Annotated in this window: 17 protein-coding genes; 13 read left to right on the top strand and 4 right to left on the bottom strand. The window is 62.6% G+C overall.

Annotated elements, in window-relative coordinates:
• Positions 1–20: 20 nt before the first annotated feature.
• From A9O65_RS06785 to A9O65_RS06770, 4 genes are all read left to right on the top strand, one after another.
• Entirely contained in the window at positions 21–1,142 is a 1,122-nt protein-coding gene (locus A9O65_RS06785) for a beta-ketoacyl-ACP synthase III (RefSeq protein WP_064698709.1), read from the top strand.
• Between the two features lie 172 nt (positions 1,143–1,314).
• Positions 1,315–2,079 carry an MlaA family lipoprotein gene (locus A9O65_RS06780; RefSeq protein ID WP_170825718.1) on the top strand — a complete coding sequence of 255 codons (765 nt, stop codon included), beginning with the start codon at positions 1,315–1,317 and terminating at the stop codon, positions 2,077–2,079.
• Between the two features lie 12 nt (positions 2,080–2,091).
• A complete protein-coding gene (locus A9O65_RS06775) occupies positions 2,092–3,285 on the top strand; it encodes a PP2C family protein-serine/threonine phosphatase (protein ID WP_064701728.1) in 1,194 nt (397 codons plus the stop codon).
• On the top strand, positions 3,272–3,781 hold the full coding sequence (locus A9O65_RS06770; RefSeq protein ID WP_064698706.1) for an STAS domain-containing protein: 510 nt from the start codon (positions 3,272–3,274) through the stop codon (positions 3,779–3,781). Before A9O65_RS06775 ends, A9O65_RS06770 begins: the two co-directional genes overlap by 14 nt.
• Positions 3,782–3,858: 77 nt before the next feature.
• Here the strand turns inward: A9O65_RS06770 and tal are convergent, their stop codons facing one another.
• Positions 3,859–4,797, bottom strand: coding sequence for a transaldolase (gene tal, locus A9O65_RS06765; RefSeq protein WP_064698705.1), 939 nt, complete (start codon positions 4,795–4,797; stop codon positions 3,859–3,861).
• Between the two features lie 161 nt (positions 4,798–4,958).
• On the opposite strand from tal, the gene A9O65_RS06760 reads away from it, so the two are divergent.
• From A9O65_RS06760 to A9O65_RS06720, 9 genes are all read left to right on the top strand, one after another.
• A complete protein-coding gene (locus A9O65_RS06760; protein WP_064698875.1) occupies positions 4,959–6,179 on the top strand; it encodes a multidrug effflux MFS transporter in 1,221 nt (406 codons plus the stop codon).
• 102 nt (positions 6,180–6,281) lie between these two features.
• On the top strand, positions 6,282–7,310 hold the full coding sequence (locus tag A9O65_RS06755; protein ID WP_064698874.1) for a PstS family phosphate ABC transporter substrate-binding protein: 1,029 nt from the start codon (positions 6,282–6,284) through the stop codon (positions 7,308–7,310).
• A 99-nt stretch (positions 7,311–7,409) separates the two neighbouring features.
• A complete protein-coding gene (pstC, locus tag A9O65_RS06750; RefSeq protein WP_064698704.1) occupies positions 7,410–8,666 on the top strand; it encodes a phosphate ABC transporter permease subunit PstC in 1,257 nt (418 codons plus the stop codon).
• A 17-nt stretch (positions 8,667–8,683) separates the two neighbouring features.
• Positions 8,684–9,850 carry a phosphate ABC transporter permease PstA gene (gene pstA / locus A9O65_RS06745; protein WP_064701727.1) on the top strand — a complete coding sequence of 389 codons (1,167 nt, stop codon included), beginning with the start codon at positions 8,684–8,686 and terminating at the stop codon, positions 9,848–9,850.
• A gap of 65 nt (positions 9,851–9,915) precedes the next feature.
• Positions 9,916–10,725: a phosphate ABC transporter ATP-binding protein PstB gene (gene pstB, locus A9O65_RS06740; RefSeq protein WP_425292859.1), complete on the top strand. Its 810-nt coding sequence runs from the start codon at positions 9,916–9,918 to the stop codon at positions 10,723–10,725.
• Positions 10,726–10,854: 129 nt separating this feature from the next.
• Positions 10,855–11,289, top strand: a complete 435-nt coding sequence (locus A9O65_RS06735; RefSeq protein ID WP_064698702.1) for an arsenate reductase ArsC — start codon at positions 10,855–10,857, stop codon at positions 11,287–11,289.
• Entirely contained in the window at positions 11,286–12,302 is a 1,017-nt protein-coding gene (locus A9O65_RS06730; protein WP_064698701.1) for an ArsJ-associated glyceraldehyde-3-phosphate dehydrogenase, read from the top strand. The genes A9O65_RS06735 and A9O65_RS06730 overlap by 4 nt, the downstream gene beginning before the upstream one ends.
• Entirely contained in the window at positions 12,295–13,524 is a 1,230-nt protein-coding gene (arsJ, locus tag A9O65_RS06725) for an organoarsenical effux MFS transporter ArsJ (protein WP_064698700.1), read from the top strand. The genes A9O65_RS06730 and arsJ overlap by 8 nt, the downstream gene beginning before the upstream one ends.
• A gap of 65 nt (positions 13,525–13,589) precedes the next feature.
• Complete coding sequence (locus A9O65_RS06720; protein WP_064701726.1) at positions 13,590–13,934, top strand: metalloregulator ArsR/SmtB family transcription factor; 345 nt, start codon at positions 13,590–13,592, stop codon at positions 13,932–13,934.
• 62 nt (positions 13,935–13,996) lie between these two features.
• Here A9O65_RS06720 and phnE (A9O65_RS06715) read toward each other — a convergent pair whose 3' ends face one another.
• From phnE (A9O65_RS06715) to phnC, 3 genes are read right to left on the bottom strand one after another with little or no spacing between them, the layout of a single operon-like run.
• Positions 13,997–14,830 carry a phosphonate ABC transporter, permease protein PhnE gene (gene phnE, locus A9O65_RS06715; protein ID WP_064698698.1) on the bottom strand — a complete coding sequence of 278 codons (834 nt, stop codon included), beginning with the start codon at positions 14,828–14,830 and terminating at the stop codon, positions 13,997–13,999.
• Positions 14,827–15,636 carry a phosphonate ABC transporter, permease protein PhnE gene (phnE, locus tag A9O65_RS06710; RefSeq protein ID WP_064698697.1) on the bottom strand — a complete coding sequence of 270 codons (810 nt, stop codon included), beginning with the start codon at positions 15,634–15,636 and terminating at the stop codon, positions 14,827–14,829. The genes phnE (A9O65_RS06715) and phnE (A9O65_RS06710) overlap by 4 nt, the downstream gene beginning before the upstream one ends.
• The gene (phnC, locus tag A9O65_RS06705; protein ID WP_064698696.1) at positions 15,633–16,463 is read right to left on the bottom strand and encodes a phosphonate ABC transporter ATP-binding protein; all 831 of its coding nucleotides are present in this window, start codon (positions 16,461–16,463) and stop codon (positions 15,633–15,635) included. Before phnC ends, phnE (A9O65_RS06710) begins: the two co-directional genes overlap by 4 nt.
• Between the last annotated feature and the right edge of the window lie 52 nt (positions 16,464–16,515).

The raw sequence follows: 16,515 nt of genomic DNA, 5'->3' as shown, positions 1-16,515 counted from the left end.
GACGGGTCCGAGGAGATACGATGAAACAAGTGGTGATTACCGGCACGGGGCTCTTTACGCCACCGCACGCCGTTGGCAATGCGGCCCTGGTGGAGACCTTCAATGCTTGGGTTGAGTCGGAGAACGCCCGTCACGCCGAGGCTATCGCTGCGGGAGAGCGGGAGCCGCTGCAGCCATCCAGTGAATCCTTCATCGTCAAGGCGTCGGGCATTCACAGCCGCTACGTGCTGGATGCCGAGGGGATTCTGGATCCCGAACGGATGCGGCCGCGACTGCCGGTGCGTGACGACGATGCGCTCTCCATCCAGGGGGAGATGGGGGCTGCCGCCGCCAACGAGGCCCTTGAGGCGGCCGGGGTAGCGGCCGCCGATATCGACCTGGTGATTGTGGCCTGCTCCAATCTGGAGCGCGCCTATCCGGCCGTGGCCGTGGAGCTGCAGGCAGCGCTGGGTGCCGGTGGCCATGCCTACGACATGAACGTCGCCTGCTCTTCCGCCACCTTTGCGATCGATGCCGCAACCAATGCCATTCGGGCTGGTTCGGCCAGCCGCGTCCTGGTGGTCAGTCCCGAAATCTGTTCGGCGCACCTCAATTTCCGCGACCGTGACAGCCATTTCATCTTCGGTGATGCTTGCACGGCCATTGTGCTCGAAGACGATGCCGTAGCCACTGCCGAGTCTCGCTTCGAGGTGCTCGGCACGCGCCTGGCGACACGCTTTTCCAATGCCATTCGCAATAACGCTGGGTTCCTCAACCGGGTCACCGACAGCGACCCCCAGGCCGCCGACAAGCTGTTCGTCCAGGAAGGGCGGCGGGTGTTCAAGGAGGTCTGCCCCCTGGTGGCGGCGTTGATCGATGAACATCTGGCGCGTCTCTCGCTGCGAGGCGACGACCTGTCGCGTCTGTGGCTGCACCAGGCCAATCGTCACATGAACGATCTGATCGCCCGACGCGTGCTGGGGCGGGAAGCATCCCCGGAAGAGGCACCGATCATTCTCGATCGCTACGCCAATACCAGTTCTGCGGGGTCCATCATCGCCTTTCACTTGCATCGCGCCGATCTAGCGCCGGGTGCCCTGGGGGTGGTGTGTTCCTTTGGCGCAGGCTACAGTGCCGGCAATGTCGTGGTGCGTCGACGCTGATGGCAAGGGAAACACTGGAAGCACTGAATGAATGGCCGTGCCAGGCGAAGGTCAGGCCTGGCTCCGTCGGGCCATCGCATTTCCTGCGTTCATGCGTTGGCATTTACGCCGCGCTTCTCAGGGAATAGAAATGCTATGTAGGGAGACCGCAGAGTCAATGAATCGACCATCCATGCAAACCGTTCCGGGCCTTGGGCGTGCCTTGCTGGCAGGGCTGGCTCTCGCCGTGCTGTCCGGCTGCGCCACCACCTCGAGCAGTACCGGAACGAATCCCGAGGATCCTTGGGAGGGCTTCAACCGCGGCGTCTTCGCTTTCAACGATACGCTCGACCGTTATGCCCTGAAGCCAGTGGCCCAGGGATATCGCTTTGTGACGCCGGATCCAGTGCAAACCGGTGTGGGCAATTTCTTCTCGAATCTCGGCGAGATTCGGACCACGCTCAACAGTCTGTTGCAGGGCAAGGGTGCCAATGCCGGGGCTTCCACGGGACGCTTCCTGATCAATTCCACCGTGGGGGTTCTCGGGTTGTTCGATGTGGCCTCTCACATGGATCTGACGGCCCGGGAAGAGGACTTCGGGCAGACTCTGGCCGTCTGGGGAGTGGACTCCGGCCCCTATCTGGTACTGCCCCTGCTGGGCCCGAGTACGCTGCGCGACACCGGCGGCCTGCCGGTGGACATGTATACCTATCCGGTGACCTATGTCGAGGACGACACGGTGCGCTATTCCCTGCGTGGGCTGCAGGCCATTGATGCCCGAGCGGGACTGCTCGACCAGGAAGACCTGATCCGCGGTGATCGCTACAGTTTCATCCGCGACAGTTGGCTGCAGCGTCGCCGCTTTGAAGTCAGCGACGGAGAACTGGGGGAGGACCCCTTCGCCAGCGACGGTTTCGATCTGGAAGGCACCGACTTCGATGATGCCTTCGCCGAGTGAGGCGATGACGGAATGCCGAGCGACAATCAGTTGATCGGAGTAGTCGACGTGCCGGGCGAGGAGCGCGACGCCCTGGCCGACACCATCGCCAGGGACGGCCTGGCGGTGTTGGCGGTGGAGAGTGTCGAGCAATTGCCCGACGAGACGGCACTGGTGGTGGCGCATTCGCGGGCGGTGTCGCCGGAGACATGGCCCGACTTGTGCCGGCGACTGCCGACGCTGGTGGTCAGCGATGAACGCCAGGATGCCGAGTTGCTCTCGGCGGTGGATGCCGGTCTGGTGGATTATGTCATCGACCCGCTGCGGCATGGCCACCTGTTGCGGCGAATGATTCGTCGGGTCATCGAGATCAACCGGCTGGCCGAGGAGCGGGAGCAGGATCGTCGACGGCTGGCCGAGCTCAACGAGCATCTCGAGACCCACCTGGCCATGCTGCGCCTCGACCAGCAGGCCGGCGGGCAGATCCAGCGCAAGCTGCTACCGCCACGTCCGCAGCGCTCGGGTAGCGTCAACTGCGACTACTGGCTCGCGCCTTCCTTGTATCTCTCCGGGGATTTCCTGGATTTCCAGCACTACGACGAGCGCTACACGCTGTTCTATTTCGCCGATGTCTCGGGGCATGGCGCATCGTCGGCCTTCGTGACCGTGCTGCTCAAGTATCTGTTCAATCGCTGGCAGAGTGAATGGGACGGACGCGACCCGCAGGAACTCGGCCCGCGCTGGCTGGCCGCGCTCAACCGCGAGCTGCTCGATACCGGTATCGGCAAGCATGCGACCCTGTTTGTCGGGGTGATTGACCGTGAGCGTCGCTATCTGCACTATTCGCTGGGCGCGCAGCTTCCCATGCCCGTGCTGGTCGCCGGCGACGATGTGTCATCGCTGGCCGGTGAGGGCATGCCGGTCGGGCTCTTCCCGGATGTCGAATATCCCCGCCTGGGGTGTCCTCTGCCTGAACGCTTCAAGCTCTGGCTATGCTCCGATGGCATTCTGGAGTGTCTGCCGGGCGAGACGCTCAATGACAGGCTGGGAGAGCTCGCGCGTCGTGCATTGGCCAACGATACGCTGGCGGGGCTCAAGGAAGGCCTTGCGTTGGGCAAGATAGCGGAGGACGATGGAAATATCGCCGTGGATGCGCCTGGACATGACGAGCTGCCCGACGACCTGACGATCATGATGTTGAGCGGATTTGGCGATGATGATTCATGAAGGCCGCCTGCGGGCGGCGTTCGATTCCGGTGTCTTCGTGCTCAAGCTGTGTGGCGACGTACGACTGACACTGTGTGCGACTCTCGATCAACAGGCTCAGCAGTTGGCCGACACCCCTGGACTCGAGGCGGTGATGGTGGATCTGCGCGAGGCCACCAATGTGGATTCCACCGCGCTTGGCTTCCTGGCCAAGGTTGCCATGGCACTGCGTGGGCGGCTCGAGCAGGCGCCCACCATCGTGGTCGACAATCCCGATGTACGACGTATGCTCGATGTCATGGGCTTTGCCAGTTACTACACCCTGGTCGAGTCTCCGATCACCGAGCCGCATGAGTTGCGCGATCTGACCGAAGTGCCTGCCGACGAGGCGGACACGCGTGAGCGTGTGCTCGAGGCGCATCGTATTCTCATGCGCATGAACGAGCACAATCGCGAGCAATTCCAGCCTCTGGTGGAAATGCTGGAGGCGCAGAGCGCCGCGACTAGGCATCACTGACGCGCCGAACGTTTGCCGGGGCAAGTGCCGGTGTTTCGGCATGGCATGCCGGGGACGTTAGGCATGCCATGCTGCTCTCATGACTGTCGGAGTTCGCCGAGCAGGGTTTCCAGCTTGCGTTGATCGTCCATGAACTTGCGAATGCCTTCGGCCAGCTTCTCGGTGGCCATGGCGTCCTCGTTCAGCGCCCAACGGAACTCGGCTTCGTTCTGGGGCTCGGGAACCTGGGTTTCGGCGTCCAGAGGCGTCAATTGCCGTTCCAGCGGCGCGTGGGTCTCGGCCAGTTCGCCGAGCAGGGCGGGCGAGATCGTCAATCGATCGCATCCGGCCAGCGCCAGGATCTCGCCGCTGTTGCGGAAGCTCGCCCCCATCACCACGGTATCGTAACCGTGTCCCTTGAAGTGCTCGTAGATGCGGCGCACGGACTGGACGCCGGGGTCGCGCTCGCCGCTGAAGTCGGCATTGGGGTCGCGGGCCTTGTGCCAGTCGAGAATCCGGCCCACGAAGGGGGAGACCAGAGTCACGCCGGCATCGGCGCAGGCTCGGGCCTGGGCGAAGTTGAACAGCAGCGTCAGGTTAGTATGAATGCCTTCGCGCTCCAGCACCCGGGCCGCTTCGATGCCTTCCCAGGTGGCGGCGACCTTGATGAGGATGCGTTCGGGCGCTATGCCCTGGCGGCCATAGCGCTCGATCAGCGAACGGGCCCGAGCCAGGGTGGCGTCAGTATCGAAGGAGAGGCGGGCGCTGACTTCGGTGGAGACGTAACCGGGAACCAGCTGGCTGATTTCCCCGCCGATCTCCACCGCCACGGCGTCCAGGGCATCATCGATGTCGATGGCGTCGCGAGCGATCTCTGCCAGCCGTGCGCGGCGATCCGGCTGTTGGGCGGCCTGCAGGATCAGCGAAGGATTGGTGGTGGCATCGGTGGGTTGGAAGCGGCGAATCGCCTCGAGGTCGCCGGTGTCGGCCACCACGGTGGTCATGGTCTTGAGTTGTGAAAGCAGGTCATCTGCCATGGGGCGTCCCTTGTGTGGATCGTTCGAAGCGGCCTTTCACTCTAACAAGGCCGAATGAGTGAATATACCGGGCAAGGACGTCGGGCGCGTGACAGCGCCCGGCAGGAAAGGCGAATTGGCGTTATCATAAACAGTTTGCCATGGAAGATTGCGGAGGCGCCTTGATCCTCGATGCTAGACGTGCCGCCTTGCTGGTGGCGGCCAATACCGCTCTGGCTCCCTTTGCCATCGATGCCTACCTGCCGGCCATGCCGGCACTGGCCGAGGCGGTGGGAGAGAGCATCCATCATACCGAGCTGTCGATCAGTCTGTTCCTGCTGGGATTCGCCTTCGGCCAACTGACCGGCGGCCCCGCCTCCGATCGCTTCGGGCGTCGGCCGGTGCTGCTGACGGGGCTGGTGGTGTTTCTGCTGGCCAGCTTGATGATCACCCAAGTCGACTCGCTGGTCGAATTGCTCGTGCTGCGCTTCGTGCAGGCGCTGGGCGGCGGTGCCTGCGTGGTCAATTCGGCGGCCATCGTGCGCGATTGTTTCAGCGGTCGGGAGGCCGCCAAGGTCATGTCGACCATGGCGATGATCATGATGCTGGCGCCCCTGGCGGCACCGGCCGTGGGTAGCGGCTTGTTGTATCTGGCCGATTGGTGGCTGATTTTCGTCTTCCTGGCGGTTTACGCTGCCTTCCTGCTGTGGCTGATGGGCACCCGGTTGCCGGAGACCCGGGCGCCGGATGCGCCCAGTGCCTCGCCTCGTCAGGTGTTGCGCAACTACGTCAGCGTGCTGTGCCATCGCGAGGCCATGGGGTACGTGTTGTCGGTGGCCACGACCTTCGCGGGCATGTTCGCCTTCATCACCGCTTCGCCGTTTCTCTACATGACGCACTATGGCCTGTCACCGGCGATCTATCCGGTGGTCTTCGGGGCCAATGTGGTGGTCATGGCGGGGTCCAATCGTCTCAATATCCGCTTGCTGCGCCGGCGTACCCCGCAGCAGAACATGCGGCTGGGCATGGGCGTGCAACTCGTCGTGGCACTGAGTCTGATCCTGCTGGTAGCTACCGGGCTTGATTCGCCCGTTAGCGTGGTGCCCCTGATCATGGTGTTCATGGGCATGGTGGGCCTGATCACGCCCAATGCCATTTCCTCGATGCTTGAGCACTTCAGTCATATGAGTGCCACGGCTACGGCATTGCTGGGGAGCATCCAGTTCACCTGCGGGGCTCTGGCCGGCGTGATCGTGAGCGCCTTCGAGATCGACAGCGCCTGGCCGATGGTGCTGACCATGCTGTTCGTCTCGCTGGCCGGCAATCTCGCGTTGCGCGTGCTGGCCGGTCATGCCGGCCGGTCGGCCGCTGCGAGCCAGGAGGGTCGAGAAGAGGGCGCCTGAGTTTTTTACATCGAGTAAGCGATTGTCATGAAGCTGTCATTTTCGTGCGGCATCTTGTGTTTCGCGCAGGATGAACACTTCCATGAACAGGAGCTCTACTCCATGAACCGCATCCTCAATAGCCGCACTTTCAAGACCACCGTCATCGCTGCCGCCGTTGGCGTGGCTGGTGTTGCCCAGGCCCAAGAGCGAGAGCAACTGCGTATCGTGGGCTCCAGCACCGTCTATCCGTTCGCCAGCTATGTGGTTGAAGAGTTCGGTGCTACCACCGAGTATCCGACGCCGGTCATCGAGTCCACCGGTTCCGGCGGTGGCCTGCGCCTGTTCTGCAACGGTGTGGGCAGCGACACGCCGGACATCACCAACGCCTCGCGTCGCATGAAGCCCTCCGAGTTCGAGCGCTGCCAGGAAAATGGGGTGACGGACATCAGCGAAGCCATGATCGGCTATGACGGTATCGCCTTCGCGCAGTCCAGCGAAAATGATGCCATGCCGGTGACGCGTGAGCAGCTCTTCCTGGCCCTGGCTGCTCAGGTGCCGGTCGACGGTGAGCTGGTCGACAACCCGTACCAGCAGTGGAGCGATATCGACGACTCTCTGCCGGAGCGCGAGATCGCCGTCTATGGCCCGCCGACCACCTCCGGTACCCGTGATGCCTTCGAGGAGCTGGTCATGGAAGCCGCTTCCGAAGACATGGAGGCCTATGGCGAAGCCTATACCGATATCCGTTCCGACGGTGCCTACATCGATTCCGGCGAGAATGACAACCTGATCGTTCAGCGTCTCTCCGAGAACACCGATGCCTTCGGCATCTTCGGCTACTCCTTCCTGGAAGAAAACGCCGATACGCTGATCGGTTCCAGCATCGATGGCGTCGAGCCGACTCCGGAAGCGATCGGCAGCGGCGAATATCCGGTGTCTCGCTCGTTGTTCTTCTATACCAAGAACCAGCATGCCGAAGACGTTCCGGCGATGATGGAGTATGCCAACCTGTTCATGAGCGAGAAGATGATCGGCGACATGGGATATCTGAAGGACCTCGGCCTGATCCCGGCTCCGGAAGATCTGCGTGAAGAGCAGCGCAATGCCATCAAGAACCAGGAGCAACTGGAACTGGCTGATCTGAAGTAAGTCGACCGGGGCTTGCCCTGAACCGGCCGACAGCCAGGGCTGTCGGCCGGCTCACGTTAAGACGGATGATCCGTCGATGAACTCCTTCGAGAGAATCCTATGCAGACCAATCAACTCTTCGCCATCTTCTGCGGCACTCTCTTGGTGCTGGGTCTGATAGCCTTCTTCCTGGGACGGTCCAAAGCCTCCAGGGTGCGTGCGGCAGGTACCTCCATGCACGCTCAGCCCGATCAGTATGGCTGGTTCACCGTTCTATCCACGGCGGGGCCTGCGGTGCTGGTAGGGGCTGTCGGTGCCTTCGTGATGCTGCTGCTGGGCGGAGACATTCCGACCTTCTATCTGCTGGCCGGTAGTCTGACCGTTGCCTGCGTCGGGCTGATGGCCGGTATCTATCTGGTCAAGCCCAACTTTCATGCCCGCAAGGCCATCGAAGCCGTAGTGCGCTTCCTGCTGGCCGGTGCGGCGATGGTGTCGATCTTCACTACCTTCGGCATCCTGATTTCGATCATCGGGGAGGCGATTCGCTTCTTCCAGATGCAAAGTTTCTGGGATTTCATCACCGGCACGACCTGGAACCCCGGTGCCAGTTTCCTGGAAGCCGCGGGACGCAGTGATGAAGCCTCAAGTGCGGCCCAGTTCGGCTCGGTGCCGCTGTTCGCCGGGACCTTCATGATCACCCTGATCGCGATGCTGGTGGCCATTCCGGTGGGCCTGCTGTCGGCGATCTACATGTCCGAGTTTGCGCCCGAGAAAGTGCGCACCGTGGCCAAGCCGGTTCTCGAAGTGCTGGCCGGCATCCCAACGGTGGTTTATGGCTTTTTCGCCGCCATCACCGTGGCGCCCATCGTCGTGGCGGTCGCTGCCTTCTTTGGGATCGAGGCTTCCTTCAGCAACGCCATGGCGCCTGGCATCGTCATGGGCATCATGATCATTCCTTTCATCTCCTCGCTGTCGGATGATGTCATCAGTTCGGTTCCCGGCAGCATGCGCGAGGGGGCCATGGCACTCGGCATGACCCGGAGCGAAATGATCCGTGACGTTGTGGTTCCCGCGGCCATGCCCGGGATCATTTCTGCGTCGTTGCTGGCCGTCTCGCGGGCGCTGGGCGAGACCATGATCGTGGTGATGGCTGCCGGCATGCGTCCCAACCTCACCGCCAACCCCTTCGAGGACATGACCACGGTCACGGTCCGGATCGTCGCGGCACTGACAGGCGATCTGGAGTTTGGTAGTGCCGAAACCCTGTCGGCCTTTGCCCTGGGGCTGGTGCTGTTTGCGGTAACCCTTTCCCTGAATTTCGTCTCGGTGATCATGATCCGCCGATTCCGCGAAAAGTACCGCATCAACAACCTCTAAGCTGGGAGTCGTGACCGATGAACCAATCTTTCGATGAGATCAGTGCCCAGCTCAAGAGCCGTCACCGCAAGTCGGCACGCTTGAAATGGATGTCCATGGGTGCCTTGGGGCTGGCTGGCATGTTTCTGGTCCTGTTCTTTGCCGACATGCTGGTCAAGGGACTGCCGGCTTTTCAGCAGGCGCAGATCCAAGTGGAAGTCGATTACAGCGAGCAGGCCAGCGAGATTCCGCTGGCGGCACTCAGTGAGGAGATTCGCCCGCTGGTCAGCCGTGGCTACCTGCGCCTGATACCTCAGCGCATGAAGGACAACCCGGAACTGCAGGGGACGACGCGCACCGAGTGGGTGCTGGCCGACAGCGCGGTGGATCAGTACCTCAAGGGGCATCACACCAATCTCGGGGCCGACGAGCAGTCGACAGTGGATCGCCTTGCATCCCAGGGTCGCGCGGAACTCAAGTTCAACACGACCTTCTTCGCCAAGGGCGACTCCAAGATGGCCGAGTTCGCCGGTATTGCCGCGGCGGCGTTCGGTACGGTGATGACGTTGCTGGTGACGCTGGCGGTGGCCTTTCCCATCGGCGTGATGACGGCGGTCTATCTGGAAGAGTTTGCGCCGGACAATCGCTTTACCCGACTGATCGAGATCAATATCAACAATCTGGCAGCGATTCCTTCGATTCTGTTCGGTCTGCTCGGCCTGGCCATCTTCATCGGCTTTTTCGGTGTACCGCGTTCGTCACCCTTGGTGGGTGGCTTGACGTTGGCACTGATGACCCTGCCGGTGATCATCATCTCGACACGTTCGGCGTTGCGCAGCGTGCCGGACTCCATTCGTCATGCCGCCTTCGGCGTAGGCTGTTCGCGCTGGCAGATGGTCAAGGACCATGTGCTGCCGGTTGCCTTTCCGGGGATCATGACCGGCTCGATCATCGGGCTGGCCCAGGCAATGGGCGAGACGGCGCCGCTGATCATCGTCGGCATGGTGGCTTTCATCCCGGATATCACGGGCTCCTTTACCGAGGCCGCCACTGTACTGCCTGCACAGATCTTTACCTGGGCCGGCGAACCGGAACGAGCCTTCATCGAGAAGACATCCGGCGGCATTCTGGTGTTGCTGGCGGTGTTGATCTTCATGAATGCGACTGCCGTGGTGCTGCGCAAGAAATTCGAACGTCGCTGGTAATCCCGCGGCCTAATACAGGTAATGCAATGATGAACATGCAAGTTGCCCAGCGGAGTACGATATCTATGACCGGTCATACCGCCGGAGAGCCGGTGACACGAAACGAGGACGCCAACCACGAGCTGAGCATCCGTGTGCGCGATCTCAATCTCTGGTACGGCAAGAACCAGGCTCTCAGTGATATCGACATCGATATCTATCAGAAGAATATCACGGCGCTGATCGGGCCTTCCGGTTGCGGCAAGTCGACGTTCCTGCGCTGTCTCAATCGCATGAACGACCTGATTCCTAGCGTGCGTATCCAGGGACTGGTCGAGATGGATGGCCGCGACGTCAACGATGCCAAGATGGATGAGGTGGCGTTGCGTCGCCGGGTGGGTATGGTCTTCCAGAAGCCCAACCCCTTCCCCAAGTCGATCTATGAAAACGTCGCCTATGCGCCACGCATGCACGATCTGGTGAGCCGCAAGGCCGATTCCGACGAACTGGTCGAGCGGGCCCTGCGTGATGCCGGTCTGTGGGAAGAGGTCAAGGACAAGCTGCAGGAGCCCGGCACCTCGCTGTCCGGCGGTCAGCAGCAGCGCCTGTGCATCGCCCGGGCCATCGCCGTGCGCCCCGATGTGATCCTGATGGACGAACCGACGTCTGCCCTGGACCCGATTTCCACGGCGACCATCGAGGATCTGATGGACAAGCTGAAGCAGCAGTTCACCATCATCACCGTGACTCACAACATGCAGCAGGCCGCCCGAGTCGCCGACTACACGGCGTTTTTCCACTTGGGCGAGATCGTCGAGTACAACGACACCAAGACGATGTTCGCCAATCCGGCCACCAAGAAGGCCGAGGATTACATCACCGGGCGTTACGGCTGATCTCTCGCTGACGGGCATCGGAAACGGGGAGGCGAGACATCGTCTCCCCGTTGTCGTGTCCGGCCGTCATGGATTTGACATCCCGGCATTGTATATATGGAATTCCATATATGCTTTGGAGCCCCCGACATGGCCAAACCGCGCGTTCTTTTCCTGTGCAACGCCAATTCCGCCCGCTCGCTGATGGGCGAAGCCTTGCTGAGGCACATGGCCGGCGATCGTTTCGAGGTCTTCAGTGCCGGTACCGACCCGGATAGACCCCATGAGTTGGCCCTGGCGGCATTGCGCAAGCAGGGCATCGACAGCTCGGGGCTGGCCAGCAAATCGCTGGATGACTTCGCCGGTCAGCACTTCGACACGGTGATCGTGCTCTGCGACAAGGCGAAGCAGGCGTGTCGCGATTGGCAGGGTAGCCGCGATGAACAGCTCTACTGGGATATCCGCGACCCCCGCTTCATCGAGCGTCCCGATGCTTACGAACAGGCATTGCAGGAGATCCGCCAGCGCCTCTTGCTATGGCAGCAGCTCAAGGCACACGACGACGGAGGAGACACTCCTTCATGACACGACGCATCGGTATCAACGGCTTCGGCCGTATCGGCCGACTGACTCTGCGTAGCCTCTGGCCCCAAATCGAGGCTGGGCAGGTCGAGATCGTCCGTATCAACGATCCGGGTGGCGATGCCGCGACCTTCGCGCATCTGCTGGAATTCGACTCGGTGCATGGCCACTGGGCGCCGGGATGTGGCATTCGGGCCGAGGATGATGTCCTGCTGGTGGACGGTCGGCGTATCGCCTTCAGCGGCGGGCGAGACTATGGGGCAAGCGACTGGTCGACCTGTGACGTGGTGATCGAGGCCTCCGGTACTGCCAAGAAAAGCATGCAATTGGCGCCGTATTTCGAGCAGGGCGTGGCGCGCGTCGTCGTGAGCGCGCCGCTCAAGGATGACGATGTACTCAATGTGGTGATGGGGGTGAACGAAGACCGTTATGATCCTGAGGTGCATCGCATCGTCACCGCCGCGAGCTGCACCACCAACTGCCTGGCGCCGGTGGTCAAGGTGATCCAGGAGACCTTCGGCATTCGCCACGGTTCGATGACCACGGTGCATGACATCACCAATACCCAGACCATCCTCGATGCTCCTCACAAGGACCTGCGGCGGGCCCGGGCCTGCGGCATGAGCCTGATTCCCACCACGACCGGCTCGGCCAAGGCGATCACTGCAATCTTCCCGGAACTCGAGGGCAAGCTGAACGGCCACGCCGTGCGCGTGCCGCTGGCGAACGCCTCGCTGACCGACATGGTCTTCGAGCTGGAGCACGAGGTCACGGTGGAGGAGGTTAACACCGCCCTGGAACAGGCGGCGAAAGGCCCGCTGGCCGGTATCTTGGGCTATGAAGAACGCCCTCTGGTCTCCATCGATTATCGTACCGACCCACGTAGCTCGATCATTGACGCGCCATCGACCATGGTGGTGAACGGGACCCAGCTCAAGCTCTACGCCTGGTACGACAACGAGTGGGGCTATGCCAATCGCACGGCCGAGCTGACACGGAAGGTGAGCTGTGGCTGAGTCGCTTGTTGCGCGTTTCAGGACGCTGCCCTTCGAGATTCGACAATATCTGCTGATCACCGGCAACTACTGGGCCTTCACCCTGACCGATGGGGCCCTGCGCATGCTGGTGGTGCTGCACTTTCACCAGTTGGGGTATTCTCCGCTGGAAGTGGCCCTGCTGTTTCTCTTCTACGAGGCCTTCGGCGTGGTCACCAACCTGGTGGGAGGCTGGCTGGGGGCGCGCCTGGGGCTCAATCGCACCATGAATCTCGGGCTTGGCCTGCAGATCGTGGCGCTGGGCATGCTGATGGTGCCGTCCGCCGCCTTGAGCGTGCCATGGGTGATGGCCGCCCAGGCGCTCTCGGGGATCGCCAAGGATCTCAACAAGATGAGCGCCAAGAGCGCGGTCAAGGTGCTGGCGCCGAAGGATAGTGCCAATGCTGGCAGCGCTCTCTATCGCTGGGTGGCGATTCTCACCGGTTCCAAAAACGCCCTCAAGGGAGCCGGTTTCTTCCTGGGTGGGGCACTGCTGACCTGGATCGGCTTTCGCGGGGCCGTCATCGCCATGGCGGTGATGCTGGTCGTCGTGCTGGGGTTGTCGTTGCTCAGGCTCAAGGCCGACCTGGGCCGCGGCAAGCGCAAGCCGAAATTCACCGAGGTGTTCGCCAAGTCGCGGGCCATCAATGTACTCTCGGCGGCCAGGTGCTGCCTGTTTGCCGCTCGCGATGTGTGGTTCGTGGTGGCGCTGCCGGTCTTTCTGTATGACCAGCATGGCTGGAGTTACTGGACGGTAGGCGGCCTGCTGGCGATCTGGGTGATCGGCTATGGCGGCGTGCAGACCCAGGCTCCGCGGCTGACCGGTCTGGTGCAGGGCGGCCCACGTACCGTCACGGTGTTCTGGGCCTTGATGCTGGCCGGCCTGCCGGCACTGCTGGCGATGCTGCCGCTGGCCGAGGTGGGCTGGCTGGTGGCGGGACTGCTGGCCTTCGGCGTGCTGTTTGCCATCAATTCCAGTTGGCACAGCTATTTGATCGTCCACTTCGCTCGCGCCGATGGCGTCTCCATGGACGTGGGCTTCTACTACATGGCCAACGCCATGGGCCGGCTTGCGGGAACGGTCCTGTCAGGCTGGCTGTATCAGGTGCATGGCCTTTCCGTCTGCCTGTGGGGGTCGGCGGCGCTGGTGGCGGCCAGCGCGCTGATGGCCCTGGCGTTGCCAGGCCAGAGGCACACGGCTTGAGTTGTGCCGAAGCAGAGCCGCTCGCACGAGCATTCACACACGAGGAGGCCACGACCTTGAGCCATATGACACCCTTGCGCGTCTTCAAGTGCCTGGCCGACGAGACTCGTCTGATGCTGACGCTGCTCATTCGGCAGGAAGGGGAGTTATGCGTCTGCGAATTGACCCATGCGCTGGACGAGTCGCAGCCCAAGGTGTCGCGCCATCTCGCCCAGCTGCGTCAGTGTGGGCTGCTGGTGGGTCGGCGTGACGGCCAATGGGTCTACTACGGCATCGCTCCCGACCTTCCCGACTGGACATCGGCTATCCTGATGGCCGGGGCGGAAGGCGAGATCACGCGCCTCGAAACGCTCCGGGCGCGTCTCGCTCACCTGGGCGACCGCTCCGAGCGTCGCGTGGCCCTGTGCTGACGATCCATCGAGCTTGCCGTGGCTAGCGCCGGGTGCCTATTCCTCGACCTCCGCGACAGGGCCTAGATCAAGGCGCGCCGCATGCGTGCCGAGATCGCTTCGCTGACCACCACGGTAGCCAGTATGACGAGCAGGATGGTGGCGACCTGGGACCAGGCCAGGGTGTCGATGGAGGACTGCAGTTTCATGCCGATTCCCCCGGCGCCGACCAGGCCGAGGATGGTGCTTTCGCGAATGTTGATGTCCCAGCGAAACACTGAAATGCCCCAGAAGGCGGGCAGTACCTGGGGCACGATGCCGTAATGGATCACCTGGGCGGATCGAGCGCCGGTGGCGACCATGGCCTCGATCTGGCGCGCATCGGTCTCCTCGATGGCCTCGTACAACAGCTTGCCGACGAAACCGATGGAACGCAGGGCGATGGCGACGATGCCGGCCAGCAGTCCCGGACCGATGATCGCGACCAGCAGCAAGGCCCAGATCAGCGAGTTGATCGAGCGCGAGGTCACGATCACCAGCAGTGCCACGGGGCGGACCAGCGCGGCCGAAGGCGTGGTGTTGCGCGCCGCCAGAAACGCTACCGGTACCGCCAGAATGACGCCACCCAAGGTGCCGAGGGTGGCGATGTTGAGTGTATCCCACAGGGGCGCCAGCAACTCCGGCATGTAGCCCAGCGCCGGCGGAAACAAGCGGCTGCCGATGTCGGCGGCCTGGCGCGGCGCATCGGCGACGAACAGCCACATGGTGTCTTCGTTCATCAGTTGCCAGCACCACACGAACAACGCCACCAGTGCCAGCCATCCGAGCCACAGGGCCAGGCGGGCCCGAGGCGTGCGGAACGTCCAGGCTTGCGAGTAGTGGGAGGGCTCGCCGGGCTTGACGTCGAGCTTGCTCATTGCAGGGTTTTCCTCAGATGGCTGGATGCGTATTCCGCCAGCATGACGATGGCGATGACGATCAGCAGGATGGCCCCGGCACTGTCGTACTCGTAACGGTCGATAGCGGTATTGAGTGTGGCGCCGATGCCGCCGGCACCGACGATCCCGATCACCGCGCTTTCGCGGAAGTTGATGTCCAGCCGATAGAGCGACAGGCCGAGCAGGCGTGGCATCACCTGGGGCTGGATGGCGTAGTGGACCAGTTGCCACCAGCTGGCGCCGGTGGCGCGTATGGCCTCGGCCTGACTGGCGTCGATTTCCTCGATGTCGTCGGCGAGCAGCTTGGCCAGAAAACCGATGGAGGCGAAGGCCAGGGTGATGAAGCCGGCGAAAGGCCCGAAGCCGAACATGGCCACCAGAAAAATGGCGATGATGATCTCCTGCAGCGAACGGCTCACCGCGATGATCGAGCGGCACACCAGATAGACCGGGCGTGCCACCAGGTTGCGTGCCGCACCGATGCCAATGGGCACCGAGATCAGAATGCCCACCACGGTGGCGGTGAGCGTCATAGTCAGGCTCTCGATCAGCCCCTGACGGATATCGCTCCAGCGGCTGCTGAAGTCCGGCTGCAAGAAGCCATGGGCGAAGCGGGCTCCGCGTTCCAGGCCATCGATCAGGCGTGCCGTGTCGACTTCCAGCGAGCTGATGGCCAATGTCAGATAGGCCAGGATCGCCAGCGGCAGGAGGACTCGCCAGCGACGGCCAGTGATGATCTGCGGCGGGCGTCGCCAGTGACGTGGATAGTGCCGAGCCTGCTTCATCCCACGCTCTCCGCGAGTGGCAGTCGACCAGCCCGTTCGGCGACTTCGTCGTCTTCGTGTTCCTGGCGCATGAGGGTCCAGTCCTCGGCGCCGTAGATCTCGGTGAGCATGGTGTCGTCGAGTTTCTGAGGCGCACCATCGAAGACCATCTCGCCGCTGCGCAGCCCGACGATACGATGCATGAACTGCTGGGCCAGGGGGACATCATGGATATTGACGATGGCCGGCAGGTCACGTTCTGCACAGATCTCGGTGATCAGGCGCATGATCTGTCGGCTGGTCCGTGGATCAAGGCTTGCCGTGGGTTCATCCACCAGCAAAAGCTCCGGCTCCTGCGCCAGGGCACGTGCGATGCCCACACGTTGTCGTTGACCGCCGGAGAGGGCATCGGCGCGCTTGTCGGCGTGGTCGAGCAGGCCCACCCGATCGAGCAGGCGGTAGGCGTTCTCGATGTCGTGGCCCGGGAAGCGTCGGGTAAAGCTACGCCAGAAGGGGACATAGCCCAGTCGCCCGGAGAGCACGTTCTCCATCACGGTGAGGCGCTCCACGAGAGCGTATTCCTGGAAGATCATGCCGATGCGCCGGCGAGCCCGGCGCAGCTCCCGGCCGCGCAGCCCGGCCAGGTTCGTCTTGCCCAACCGGATGGTCCCGGCGCTGGGTTCCACCAGCCGATTGATGCAGCGGATCAGGGTGGATTTGCCGGCGCCGGAAGGGCCGATCAGCCCCAGCACCTGGCCTTGCGGCACCTGGAAGGTCACCTCGTGCAATGCCTTGTCGCCCGAGGAGCCGGCGCCGTACGTCTTGGATAAGTGATCGAGGGTCAGCACTTGTCACCTTTCAGCATGCGACGAGGAAGCAGGCGACTTGCCGCCTGCTTCC

Source organism: Halomonas caseinilytica (genome assembly GCF_001662305.1).
Taxonomy (GTDB): domain Bacteria; phylum Pseudomonadota; class Gammaproteobacteria; order Pseudomonadales; family Halomonadaceae; genus Halomonas; species Halomonas caseinilytica.
This window is presented reverse-complemented; position numbering and strand designations above follow the sequence as displayed.